General features: G+C 65.8%; 11 protein-coding genes. 5 read left to right on the top strand and 6 right to left on the bottom strand.

Annotation, left to right across the window (positions count from 1 at the left end; translation table 11 throughout):
• Positions 1 to 5 precede the first annotated feature (5 nt).
• Together ggt and D9X30_RS29300 are read right to left on the bottom strand one after the other, a co-directional pair.
• Complete coding sequence (gene ggt, locus D9X30_RS29305) at positions 6 to 1631, bottom strand: gamma-glutamyltransferase (RefSeq protein WP_228771026.1); 1626 nt, start codon at positions 1629 to 1631, stop codon at positions 6 to 8.
• A gap of 10 nt (positions 1632 to 1641) precedes the next feature.
• A complete protein-coding gene (locus D9X30_RS29300) occupies positions 1642 to 2625 on the bottom strand; it encodes a Bug family tripartite tricarboxylate transporter substrate binding protein (RefSeq protein WP_153949332.1) in 984 nt (327 codons plus the stop codon).
• 121 nt (positions 2626 to 2746) lie between these two features.
• Here D9X30_RS29300 and D9X30_RS29295 point away from each other — a divergent pair, with 121 nt between their 5' ends.
• Entirely contained in the window at positions 2747 to 3685 is a 939-nt protein-coding gene (locus tag D9X30_RS29295) for a LysR family transcriptional regulator (RefSeq protein WP_228771027.1), read from the top strand.
• Positions 3686 to 3700: 15 nt separating this feature from the next.
• Here D9X30_RS29295 and aspT read toward each other — a convergent pair whose 3' ends face one another.
• Positions 3701 to 5389 carry an aspartate-alanine antiporter gene (gene aspT, locus D9X30_RS29290; protein WP_153949333.1) on the bottom strand — a complete coding sequence of 563 codons (1689 nt, stop codon included), beginning with the start codon at positions 5387 to 5389 and terminating at the stop codon, positions 3701 to 3703.
• Between the two features lie 63 nt (positions 5390 to 5452).
• Entirely contained in the window at positions 5453 to 7072 is a 1620-nt protein-coding gene (locus tag D9X30_RS29285; RefSeq protein WP_153949366.1) for a bifunctional aspartate transaminase/aspartate 4-decarboxylase, read from the bottom strand.
• A gap of 269 nt (positions 7073 to 7341) precedes the next feature.
• On the opposite strand from D9X30_RS29285, the gene D9X30_RS29280 reads away from it, so the two are divergent.
• Together D9X30_RS29280 and D9X30_RS29275 are read left to right on the top strand one after the other, a co-directional pair.
• Positions 7342 to 7479, top strand: a complete 138-nt coding sequence (locus D9X30_RS29280) for a hypothetical protein (protein WP_153949334.1) — start codon at positions 7342 to 7344, stop codon at positions 7477 to 7479.
• A 110-nt stretch (positions 7480 to 7589) separates the two neighbouring features.
• Positions 7590 to 7823 carry a hypothetical protein gene (locus D9X30_RS29275; protein WP_249641125.1) on the top strand — a complete coding sequence of 78 codons (234 nt, stop codon included), beginning with the start codon at positions 7590 to 7592 and terminating at the stop codon, positions 7821 to 7823.
• Between the two features lie 27 nt (positions 7824 to 7850).
• Here the strand turns inward: D9X30_RS29275 and D9X30_RS29270 are convergent, their stop codons facing one another.
• Positions 7851 to 8759, bottom strand: a complete 909-nt coding sequence (locus D9X30_RS29270) for an ATP-dependent Clp protease proteolytic subunit (RefSeq protein ID WP_153949335.1) — start codon at positions 8757 to 8759, stop codon at positions 7851 to 7853.
• A gap of 56 nt (positions 8760 to 8815) precedes the next feature.
• On the opposite strand from D9X30_RS29270, the gene D9X30_RS29265 reads away from it, so the two are divergent.
• Both D9X30_RS29265 and D9X30_RS29260 read left to right on the top strand, forming a co-directional pair.
• On the top strand, positions 8816 to 9655 hold the full coding sequence (locus tag D9X30_RS29265) for a hypothetical protein (RefSeq protein ID WP_153949336.1): 840 nt from the start codon (positions 8816 to 8818) through the stop codon (positions 9653 to 9655).
• Between the two features lie 155 nt (positions 9656 to 9810).
• Entirely contained in the window at positions 9811 to 11538 is a 1728-nt protein-coding gene (locus D9X30_RS29260) for a cation:proton antiporter domain-containing protein (RefSeq protein ID WP_153949337.1), read from the top strand.
• A 19-nt stretch (positions 11539 to 11557) separates the two neighbouring features.
• On the opposite strand, the gene D9X30_RS29255 is transcribed toward D9X30_RS29260, so the two are convergent.
• Positions 11558 to 12577, bottom strand: a complete 1020-nt coding sequence (locus D9X30_RS29255) for a hypothetical protein (RefSeq protein WP_228771028.1) — start codon at positions 12575 to 12577, stop codon at positions 11558 to 11560.
• Between the last annotated feature and the right edge of the window lie 44 nt (positions 12578 to 12621).

Raw genomic sequence — 12621 nt, 5'->3', positions numbered from 1 at the left:
TGCCATTACATCAGCGAGTCGGTCGAGTAGGCGACACCATCGCGCCCGGGGTCGGCGCCGCCGCGCAGCGTGGTGCCGTCGATATGCACCGCATGAACCCATCCGATCGTGTAGTTGTACGGATTGCGGATCACCTCGTAGCCCTGCTGTTCGAGCTGCCGGCAGACCGCGCGCGGAATGCGGTTGCAGACGTCGATGGCATTGCTGGTCGACGAGAAGCGCGGCGCCGACACGGCGTCCTGGATCGGCATGCCGTGGTCCACCGCGTTCAGGATGACCTGCAGCACGCCCATGGCGATCTGCGTGCCGCCCGGTGCCCCGAGCACGATTTCCGGTCGGTTGTCGCGGAACACGATGGTAGGGCACGACGACGTGAAGCGGCGCTTGCCCGGTGCGATGCTGCCCGCGCGGCCGGGCCGGGGGTCGAACACGCCCATGCACCCGTTGTACATGAAGCCCAGGCCGGGCGTGATGGCGCCCGACGGCATGGCCAGCGAATGGGTCAGCGACACGCAGTTGCCGTCGCCATCCACCACCGACAGGTGCGTGGTATCGCGCGGCACCGCGTGTCCGGGATTCACGCGCGTGACGGACACTTTCTCGTGCGCACGCACGGCGGCGGCGGTCTGCGCGGCGCGCTCGGCGGACAGCAGGCGCTCCAGCGGAATGTCGACAAACGCCGGGTCGCCCAGATACATGTCCTTGTCCACGGTGGCCTGCTTCATGACTTCGCAGACGATGCGCAGGTATTCGGGCGAGTTGTGCGGCATCGCGCCCAGGTCGAACTGCTCCAATGCGTGCAGCATTTCCAGCAGCATCGCGCCGCCGCCGGGGGGCTGGTTAGTGGCGATGACCCGGTCGCGATAGCGGCCGAACAGCGGCTTCTGGCGGATCACGCGGTAGTCGGCCAGGTCCTGGCGGCTCAGCAGGCCGCCGTTGGCCTGCATGTCCGCGACGATGGCATCGGCGATCGACCCCCCGTAGAAGGCATCGGCGCCATCGCGGGCAATCACGCCAAGCACATCGGCCATGTCGGCGTTGACAATCGGCGCGCCGATGGGCCGGGGCCAGCCGTCTTCGCGGCAGTAGACGCGCCGGCCCGATTCGCTGAAGGCCAGCCGCTCGCGGTTGCTGGCGCGACCCAGCGTGGCTTCATCCATCCAGAACGCGTGCATGCCGGGGCGCACGAAATAGCCGTCGCGTGCCCAGGCGATGGCCGGTGCCACCACTTCGCGCCACGGCAGGCGGCCGTGGGCGGCGTGCATGGCCTCCAGGCCGCGCAGCGTGCCGGGCGTGGCAATCGACTGATAACCGATGTCGTTGAGCCGGTCCTTGATGAAGAAGCCGAAGCCGTCGCGTGCCTCGCCCTCGAGCAGGTCGGCCCACATGTCGGGGCGCGCGCTGGCCGGGGCGGTGGCGTGGAAGTCGAAATATTCGTGTGCGCCGGCATCGCGCATGTAGACTGCGCCGGTTCCGAAGCCCGCGATGCCGCACATCAGCGGATCGACCACGGTCTGCGCCAGCGCGCAGGCCACGGCGGCATCCACTGCGTTGCCGCCGGCCTTCAGGATCTCGACGCCCGACTCTGCCGCTTCCGGCTGCGGGCAGACCACCATGCCAGGATTTGTCATGGAATGGTCCTCACCGGGATTGGAAGTCGACGGAACCGAGTGCTTCCTGCACCTTGGCGGTGTCGCGCACGGTCATCTGCATCAGCATGCCGGACGGGCCCGGCATGGGCACCACCTGCATGGTCTTGAGCTTGTCGAGCGTGCCCTTGTCGGCCAGGAAGACCTGCGAGGCAGCGTGCAGGCGCTTCACGACATCGGGCGGCGTGCCGGCCTTGGCGGCCACGCCCATCCAGCCCAGGTCGTCCAGCCCTGACAGGCCAAGCTCGGAGGCAGTCGGCACGTCCGGCAGGTCGGGTAGCCGCTTTGGCGCGAACAGCACCAGCGGCACCAGCTTGCCGGCGCGAATCTGCGGCATGGCCGTGCTGAGCACCGGCGCCATCACCTGCGTCTGGCCGCCAACGGTGGCCACCACGCCATCGGGCTCGCCCTTGTACGGCACGTGGGTCATGCGGATGTTCTGGTTCTTCTGGAACAGCTCCACCACCAGGTGGGTGGAATTGCCGTTGCCCGACGACGCGAAATTGATCTTGCCCGGTTTGGCGCGGGCGGCCGCGACCAGGTCGGCCAGCGAGTGGAAGCCGGTTTGCGGATTGGCCACCAGCACGAACGGCACCGTGGTCAGCACCGACACGGGGGTGAAGTCGGTTTCGGGCTTGTACGACAGCGGAGCATAGGCGAACTTGTTCAGCACCATCTGCGAGACGCCGGCCAGGAACAGCGTGCATCCATCGGCAGGCTGGGACAGCACGTACCTGGCCGCGATCACGCCACCGGCGCCGGCCTTGTTTTCCACGAGCACGGTGGTGCCCAGTTCCTTCGAGGCCGTCTCGGCCCACATGCGCGCGAGCGTATCGGTGCTGCCGCCGGCCTGCTGCGAAACCACCAGCTTGATCGGTCGCGTGTTCCCCGCTTCCCCGCAGGCCCAGCCTGTTGCCGATGCACCCACTGCGAGCATCCCGGCCAGCAGTTTCCCCATGATGGAGATTTTTCTCATGTCGTGTCCTTCTTGATCAGTGGTTCCATGGATTGTTCCGCGGCCGCAGAAGCGTCAATATTGGCGCGGGATGCGCGGAACGGCCAATGAAATGTTCCGAACCTTGTATGAGTGTTTGTTCATGTTGCAGTCGCCGGATACCGTGGCGTGGGCGCGCCGGTTGCGGATGCGTCACCTGGAATCGTTCTTGGTCCTCCATGAGGCGGGGACGCTGACGCTGGCCGCCCAGCGGCTGCACATGACCCAGTCGGCCATGTCGCACTGGCTGGGCGAGATGGAGGATCTGGTCGGCACGAAGCTGGTGCTGCGTGGCAAGCAGATGAAGCTGACTGCCGCTGGCGAGGCCGTGCGCAAGCTGGCGCTACGCGTGCTGGGCGAGGTGGGCCGGACCAACGCGGAACTGCTGTCGCTGGCCAAGGGCGACGTGGCACGCCTGCACATCGGCAGCGTGACGGCCGGTATCGCCCATCTGATTCCGCGCGCGGTGCTGGCCTTCCAGGCGCGCCATGCCGATGTGTCGTTCCAGGTGACCGAAGGCGTGTTCAACGCGCTGCTGAGCGGGCTGGAGGAGCGCGAGTACGACCTGGTGGTGGGCTCGATCGACGCGCGCGCCTATGGGCAGCATCTGGAGCACGAGGTGCTGTTCGCCGACGACATCGCCATCGTGGTGGGACCTGGTCACCCGCTGGCCACGGCGCGCAGCGTAAGCTGGACCGACGTGTTCGGCTACCCGTGGCTGATGCCGCCACGCGACACGCTGATGCGGGTGCGGCTGGAAAACACCTTGCTGGAACGCGGCGGCGCCGGCATCAAGCCAAAGATCGAAACCGGGTCGATCGTGGTGCTGGAATCGGTGGTACGCGGCAGCGACCATGTCGGCGTCTGCTCCGCGGCGATGGCGGCCCATCTGCAGAGCCGCGGCCTCGTCGCTATCCTGCCGCTGGCCGATGTGGGATCGTTCGGGCCGGTGGGCGCCGTGTGGCGCCGGGGCGGTGCCGACGAGATGCTGCTCGACTTTGTGTCACTGCTTCGCAGCGAGGCCGGGTTGCTGGGCCGATAATGCGTCGGCGCCGTATCAGGCCAGGATCATGATGATCACCATCCCCCAGATGGTCAGCAGCGTGTTGCCTACCGCGTACGTCACGGTGTAGCCCAGGCCGGGCACCTGGCTCTTGGCCGCTTCGCACACCATCCCCAGCGCCGCCGTGGTGGTTCGCGCACCGGCGCAGATGCCCAGGATCAGGGCCGGGTGAAAGCCGAACACGAATTTTGCCAGGAACATGCCGATGATCAGCGGCACCGCGGTGGCAAAGATGCCCCACAGGAACAGGCTCACGCCGAGCTTCTGCAGCCCGGCGATAAAGCCCGGCCCGGCCGAGATGCCGACCACGGCGATAAAGACGTTCAGGCCGACCGAGTTCATGAACCATAGCGTCGGCTCGGGAATGCGCCCGAACGTGGGATGGATGGCGCGGAACCAGCCGAAGATGATGCCGGCGATCAGCGACCCGCCCGCCGTGGAAATCGTCAATGGAATGCCGGCCACGTGGATCACGATGGCACCGATCAGCGCGCCGACCGTGATGGCCAGCGAGACGAAGGCGACGTCGGTGACGGTGGTGGGGCGGTCCACATAGCCCAGCTGCTTGGCGGTGGCGTTGATATCCTGCGTGCGGCCCACGAGCGTGATCACGTCGCCGCGATACAGCTGGGTCTTGGGCAGCACCGGAATCACGGTCTCGGTCGGGCCACGCTTGATCTTCTTGAGGAACACCCCGCGCGCGCCGGGCCAGCGCGCCAGTTCCTGCAGCGGCTTGCCGTCGACTTCCTTGTTGGTGATGTAGATGTCGACGCCTTCGGTGTGGATGTTGAGCAGTTCCGCATCCTCCACCTCTCGGCCGCTGGGGCCCAGCCGCGCAATCAGCTGGTCGCGCTTGCCGCCGATGGCCACCACGTCGCCCCCTTCGATCAGCGTGTGCTGGTCCACCTCGATGATCTTGCCGCCGCGCCGGATACGTTCGATGAAGGCGCGCACACCGTCGCGCGTGCCGGCTTCGAGATCGCCCACGGACCGGCCGATGAACGGGCTGTCGGGCGCTACGGCGTAGGCGCGCACCTCGAACTCGTGCCATTCGGTGCCCGCGCCGCCGGCCGACCCGGCCCCCAGCATCTGCTCGTACTCCTTGCAGGCAGCCACCAGATCGATGCCCAGCAGCCTGGGCCCGATCTGGGCCAGGATGATGGCCGATCCCACGGTGCCGAAGATGTACGTGACCGCATAGGCAATCGGCATGCCGTCCAGCAGCATCTTGGTTTCTTCCGGCGATCGCCCGAGCCGGTTGATGGCGTCGGTGGCAAGGCCCATCGACGCCGAGATGGTTTGCGATCCGGCGAACAGCCCGGCCGCCGAGCCAAGGTCGTACCCGGCGACCATGGCGGCCACCACGGATGCGCCGAGCGACAGCACCGCCAGGATGGCCGCGAAGATCGCCTGCGGCACGCCATCCTTGGCGATGCCGCGCACGAACTGCGGACCCACCCCGTAACCCACCGCGAACAGGAACATCAGGAAGAAGACCGATTTCACGTTCGCGGAGATCTTGACGCCGAGAATGCCGATGACGATGGCGACCAGCAGCGTCGATGTCACGGCCCCAAGGCTGAACCCCTTGAAGCTCTTTCCGCCCACCCAGTAGCCAATACCGAGCGCCAGGAAGATGGCGATCTCCGGATAGGCCTTGAGCGTATCAACGAACCACGTCATGGTGATGCCTCCTTGTCGGACCTCGGCGTTTGCGGCAAGACTGGATGGGCGTGGCGAGTGCGCCTACTTCTTCTTCGCGCCGTTCTCCTTGCCGCCTCCGTTCTCGCGATACCGCTCCAGGTATTCATCGCGCAGCTTGCGCACCGAGCGGCCGATCTTGACGTAGTCCTCTTCGTTGAGGTTGGCCAGCGACACGCGGCCGGACGGATGCCGGGTGCCAAAGCCGCCGCCGGGCAGCAGCACCACGCCGGCCTCTTCGGCCAGCCTGAACAGCAGTTCGTGCGGCTGGATCGATTCGAGCAGCCACTTGACGAACTCCGGCCCCACCTCGCGGCTCATCTGTTCGACGTCGAGCAGGGTGTAGTAGTCCACGACGTTCTCGTCCACCTCGGCCAGCGGCGTACCCATGCCGCGGTACAGTGCGGCCTTGCGGCTCCGGATCAGTCGCTTCATGGCCTTCTTGTAGCTTTCGTCGGTGTCCATGAGCGAGAACAGCGAGAACAGCACCATCTGCACCTGCTGGGGTGTGGAGAGGCCCGCCGTGTGGTTGAGCGCGACGGTGCGGCTGTCGGCCACGATGCGGTCGATGAACTGCAGCTTCTCGGGTTCGGTGGTGATCGACGCGTAGCGCTTGTTCAGGCCGGCGCGGTCGTCCTTTGGCAACTCGGCCAGCTTTTCGTCGAACAGGTTCGACTTGTGCGTGGCAATCACGCCGAGCCGCCATCCCGTGGCCCCGAAATACTTCGAGTACGAATAGACCAGGATGGTGTTGCGCGGGCACATGGCGAACAGCGACACGAAGTTGTCGGCGAACGTGCCGTAGACATCGTCGGTCAGGATGATCAGGTCCGGACGCTCCTTGACGATCTCGGCGATGTATTGCAGGCTCTCGTCGCTGACCTTGACCGATGGCGGATTGCTCGGGTTGACCAGGAAGAATGCCTTGACCTTCGGGTCACGCAGCTTGTCGAGTTCCTTTTTCGGGTATTGCCAGCCATCGGCCGGATCGGCGTCGATCGACAATTCGGTCAGGTGGTATTCGGCCAGCTCGGGAATTTCGATATAGGGCGTAAAGATCGGCATGCCCAGCGCAATCGTGTCGCCGGCCTTGAGCAGGTGATTGACGCGCATCGAATTGAACAGATAGGTCATGGCGGCCGTTCCGCCTTCGACGGCATAAAGATCGAAATCCCCCAGGAACGGGTGCTTGCCGATCATTTCCCGGCGAATGTATTGCTTGACGATCTTTTCCGACAACCTGAGCATGCGGTCGGGCACCGGGTAGTTGCAGGCCAGGATGCCTTCGCACATCTCGTACAGGAAATCGCCGCCGTCCAGCCCGAGCTGGTCGCGTACATAGGACACGGCGCCGGCCAGGAAACGCACGCCCGGCACGTCGCGATGCTCGCGGGCAAAGAGGTCGAAGCGTTCCTCGATGCCGGCGCGGCGCGGAAAGCCGCCTACGCCTTCGGTCAGATACGAGAACGACCGCTCGGATTCGCGCATGGCGAACAGACCCAGCTGCCAGAAGCCATGACGCGGCACGGTAGCCAGGAAGTTGGGGTTGCCGCGCCCGGCATTGAGCATGAGCCGGTTGGACACGCTGCCGGCTAATTTGATCAGTTCGTCCTTCAGTTCGAATGGCGAAAGGCTGGCCAGCTTGGAGGTATCCCGCTTGCTCATCATGTATCTCCGGTTTTGATCCAATGTTGCAGCGCGAAAGCGGCCACTCGGACCGGCTCCATTTCGCGGGCTGCGTGACGAATGGGCACCTTGGTGAATCGGCAAAGTCAATTCCCGGTGCCACGCACTATTCCCAGATACACAACGTAGTCTGCCCAGCGTTGGTGCTCAATTGGGCCAAAGGGCTACTGGATGGAATTTACGCGGCATTTGGGGGGGCGGATTAGGCCAAGGTCCAATGGAAAAACGGGCGCCGGCTGCCAAATTCCTTGAATGACGGCATGCGGGGCGTGCTGTGGCCGCTGGAGCAACGCCAGGGCGATGTCAGGGAGATTCACGGGTCCGACGCGGCACGCGGGCTGGAACGGATCTGGCCCGGGGCGCTGCAGGCATTGCGCAAGCCGTGACCTGCTGCGCAATGATTTTCATGTCCGATGAGGCAACTGTGATGGCCACTGTGATGCGTAACGGAAACTGTCAGGCGAAAGGGCGAGGCAGTCGCCATGCGAAGGCCTGCGTGCTGGCATGGCTGGCGCTGGTGGTGGCGCTGCCTGCCGCGCCGGCGTGGGCCACCGAGCAGGCCCAGCAACGGCGCCAGGGCCGCGACGTACGGCAGGACACGCGTCAGGGTGCGCGCGAGACCAAGCAGGATTGTCGGGCGGCCGACCAGAAGAGCAATTCGGCATGCCGGCAGGACAAGCGGCAGACCAAGCAGGGCGGGCGGGAGGCGGCGCGGGATATCAAGTACTAGGCGGAGGCGGAGGGCGCCCCGGACCCGTCAGGCCCGCTTCAGCACATCGATCCGGTTCCGATAGGCGCGCTGCAGGCAGGCCTTGTCGCTGCAGCGGTTGCGCTCGTCGCGCAGCCACGTTCGCTGGTCATCGCGGACGCGCGTCTTGTTGGCCGCGGACGCAAGCTTGCGGCCATACAGGTCGGCCAGTTCCTTGTCGGCCCGCGCCAGATCGGTATCGCCGCATACCAGTTGCGATGCCATCGAGGTCAGCCGGCTGCAGTCGAAACTGCGCGTCAGGGCCGCGTGGGTGTCGTTCCGCTTTTCGATGGGGCCCGGCTTGCAGAGCCCTTGCAGCGAGCGGCACACGACGTTGCGGCCAACCCAGGCCATCTCGTGTGCGCCGTGGTCCGCCACGAAGCGGTTGATGGCGGCATGGGTCACGCCTCGTTGCATGGCATTTGCCGCGACGATCTCGTTACACAGAGAGTCCGACAGCAGGGCGGCGCCCTGGCGCTTGTAGCAACTGTGGAACCCCAGCAGTCCGGAACCCAGGATGCTGCGGCGCTCTCCGGACGCAAAAACGATCGACGCACAGGCCGACGCACACCGGGCACCGTCCGGCACCGCGGTGTACACGCGCACGTTGTCCATCGCGTCCACCAGCCGGAAGGCTGCCTCCACGTTGCCGCCGGGGCTGTCCAGGATCAGCGTGACCAGGCCTTCGTCGTCGCGGTCGGCGATGCGGGCCACGGCCCGGAACTTGTCGGCGTCACCGTCCTCGATGCGACCCTGGCCAACGATCATCCGCCGGTTCAGTTCGGGTTGGTGGTAGATGCGGAATTCCATGGCCGGGGCGTGGGCGGAAAACAGGCCGCCCAGCAGCAGCAATCCCCGCAAGGCGTGCAGGAAAGGCGCAAGCCCGGCTTGTCCGGCATGACTCTCGGCAGATCGCATGGCCGCCTCACCTTTCCCGCAAATATGCAAAAATGTCACGGATCAACCGATACATCGTGTCGCCCGGGGCACACATCAGAGAAGTGGGCGTCTTCAAATTCTTTCGCAAGGCCAGACGCGCGCCGGCTGAAGCCAGGCCGGCGCCGATGGCCGCGCCGCCTGCGCTGTATGTTCAGGATACAACCAGTTCCTACGAGCGCGTCTTCAATCGCGTGATGGAGAGCGTGGTCGGCATCTCCGATGCCGAAGCCGCCGAGATTCTTGCCATCGTCAAGCGCAGCGGGTCAGACGGCCTGAACATGGCCGGCTATTTCGAGCAGGTCTATTCGAGGTACTTCAAGGGCCGGGACTGGACCTGGACCGAGTACGACGACTGGGCCGCAATTTTCGCCGAGATGGGCGCGTTTCCATCGCACTGGACCGACATCGACCAGCCGCAGAAGGCGAAGACCCGTACCGAGGAACTGCTTGGCCAGCGTCTGTCGGATATCCGGGCGTTCCTGGATGCCCAGGGCGTCGCGTACTCGCCGCGCACCGGCAAGGTGCAACTGGTTGCGCTCGCCGAGCACACGGCTGGTCTCGAAGACTCCGCGCTGTGGCACGCGGTGCTGGCAAGGCGCCGCCACGATGCGGCACTGGCGGTCGAGCGCCGGCCCCGGCTGCTCTATGACCTGCTGATGCGAACGATTGCCTACCGGGCCAAAAGCGAGCGCGATGTGGAACGCGCCAAGGCTGCGGGCGTCAAACGGTTCGACCTGATGCTTGCGATCGAGGCCGACCGACCGTTCGTGGAGGTGGCGCGCAAGAGGAGCCCCTCGGCGGTGCCGCCTTTCTATCCCAACGATTTCACGTTGTTGCGGCCGATCATCGAGAACACCGAATCCGGCGCCCGGTAACCGGGGCACATCGATGCCACGGCCGGGCGCCAGACTCGCCGTGCCGCGCGGGCCGGGTCATGCCTGTCAGGAAAACGTTCGCGATGCGATGCCAGCATGGCAGTTACAATTCGTGAACGCCCCTTTGCCGCTTGACCTCCCGGACGCCCCTGCCCATGGATCACAACCTGACCCTCATCACCACGCTCGCCGCAGGCTTTGGTATCGCGCTTGTGCTCGGATTCCTCGCGGAGCGCATGAAGATACCGGCGCTGGTTGGCTATCTCGTGTCGGGCATCATCATTGGTCCGGGCACGCCCGGCTTTGTCGCTGATGTCCACCTGGCCGCCCAGCTTTCCGAGATTGGCGTGATGCTGCTGATGTTCGGCGTGGGCCTGCATTTTTCGTTGAGCGACCTGCTGGCCGTCAAGCGGATCGCCATACCCGGCGCCGTGGTTCAGATGGGGATTGCCACGCTGCTGGGCATGGCCATCGGATGGGGCTGGGGCTGGCATTGGGGCACCGGGCTGATCTTCGGGCTGTCGCTGTCGTGCGCCAGTACGGTGGTGCTGCTCAAGGCGCTGGAAAGCCGGGGGGTGCTGGAAACCATGAATGGGCGCATCGCGGTCGGCTGGCTGGTGGTCGAGGATCTGGCAACGGTGCTGGTGCTGGTGTTGCTGCCGCCGCTGGCGGGGCTGCTGGGCGGGACGGTGAACGCCGACGCACAGGCCTCGCAGTCGATCGGCATGACGGTGTTCCAGACGCTGCTGCAGGTGGTGGCCTTTATCGCGCTGATGCTGATCGCGGGGCGTCGGGTGTTGCCATGGCTGCTGTGGCAGGTGGCCAAGACCGGCTCGCGCGAGCTGTTCACGCTGGCGGTGGTGGCCGTGGCGATCGGCATCGCGTTTGGTGCGGCCGAGGTCTTCAGCGTGTCGTTCGCGCTTGGCGCCTTCTTTGCCGGCATGGTGATGCGCGAATCGCAGTTCAGTCACCGCGCGGCCGAAGAATCGCTGCCGCTGCGCGATGCGTTCTCGGTGCTGTTCTTCGTTTCGGTCGGCATGCTGTTCAAGCCCGAGATCCTGGTGGAGCTGCCGCTGCACGTGCTGGCCGTGGTGGCCGTCATCGTGGTGGGCAAGTCGCTGGCCGCGTTCGCGCTGGTGCTGGCGTTCCGCTACCCGCTCAATACGGCGCTGACGGTGTCGGCCAGCCTGGCTCAGATTGGCGAATTCTCGTTCATCCTGGCGGGGCTTGGTGTGACGCTCGGCCTGCTGCCGGAAGAAGGCATGAGCCTGATCCTGGCTGGCGCGCTGATCTCCATCGCCCTGAATCCGCTGCTGTTTGCGGCGCTGGAGCCCGTGCGGCGCTGGATTCTGGCGCGTTCGGCGATTGCCCGCAATCTGGAGCAGCGTGGCGACCCGTATGCCGAACTGCCGGTCACGACCGAACGCAAGTATTTGCAGGGCCAGGTGGTGCTGGTCGGCTATGGCCGTGTGGGTCGCCGGATTGCCAAGGCGATGCAGGAGCGCGGCATCCCGTTCGTGATTGCCGACGAAAACCGCGAGCTGGTGGAGGGCCTGCGCAAGGCCGGCTTTGCGGCGGTGTCGGGCAATGCGGCCGACCCGGCCGTGCTGATCCAGGCGCATATCGCCCATGCAGCCATGCTGGTGGTGGCCGTGCCGGAACCGTTGTACGTGCGGCAGATGGTGGAGACTGCCCGCACGCTCAATCCGCATGTCGAGGTAGTTCTGCGCACCCACAGCGAGGACGAGTCAAAGCTGCTGCGCAAGGAAGGGCTGGGCACCGTGTTCTACGGCGAGGAAGAACTGGCCAAGGGCATGTCCGGCCATGTGCTCGGGCGTTTCGTGCCCGAGAGCGTGAATGGCGCCAGCGCCGTGGCCCTGTAGCAGGCAGGCGGCTGCACCCTCAAAGGTAGCGTTCCGCCTCGTCGAGCAGGGCGCGTGGCGACACCATGTCGCCACGTGCGAAGCTGACCAGCGTGAACGCGGGCACCAGCGGCGGATCGCCCGGCACGTGGGCAGTCAGCAGGTCGAGATCACTGGCCGGCGTCGTGCTGTCCGGCGCCAGCAGCACATTCGTCGCGCTCAGGCGCAGCGGTCGATGCGCGATGGAAAACCGGGCTGGCGCGTCGGCAAGCGTTTCGTTCAGGCATTCGAGCTGCCGCTCCAGCGTGCCCGATGTCGCGCTCAGCTGGGACAGTGCCTGTTCGTTGCTGGCGATCTGTTCGCGTAGCGACGCGGCCTCGGCGGCGCTGACCGGCGCATCGCCGCCCACCACCGACCGCATGCCCGTGCCCTGGCGCTCGAACAGGTGCAGGCGGGCCAGCAGCAAGGTCTGCTCGCGATCGAGTTCGTCGCGCCGCGACTTGCCCGCGGTGAACCGGGCCACTGACTCCAGAGCCAACTGGTCGAACATGCGGCGCACGATCTCGTCGCGCAAGGCCGCGTCCGAATCGGCGATGATCGTGATCCGGTGCTCGCTGAAGCTGATGTTGGTCTGCGGCACGTCGGATCGCATGACATCGCCTTCCAGCGCCACCCCCAGCGTGCGTCGCTCTGTCATGGTCATGCCAAGCACGGCGGTGGCCGTCTGCGTAGCCGGCGATGTGCCGAAAAATTCCCGCAGTTCAGGCGAGCGGCTGAACGTCAGCGCCACATCGTGCGGCGTGCCGAAGAAGGCGTGGATATAGGGATCGACGCCCCATGCATGGTCGCTGGCTTCGCGCGGTGGGGGAACGTCATGCACCAGCGAGCGAACGTGCGTCAGCGCCTGGGCCAGGGCCGGCCGCAACTGCCGCTCATAGTGCGATACCAGCCGCAGGCGGGGATTGAGCCGGGTGACACGCTCCGCGAGTTCGGCAATCGCGTGCTTGTCGTGTTCGTCCGCGTGCGTGGTTCGCCCGCGCATCCATCCGATCAGACTCATCGTTCCGCTCCCGGCCGGTGTCCGCGTTGTCCAGAGGGCGGAGG

It is taken from the genome of Cupriavidus sp. U2 (assembly GCF_009663685.2).
Classification (GTDB): Bacteria; Pseudomonadota; Gammaproteobacteria; order Burkholderiales; family Burkholderiaceae; genus Cupriavidus; species Cupriavidus necator_C.
Note: the sequence above shows the minus strand (reverse complement) of the source record. Positions and strands in the feature narration are given on the sequence as shown.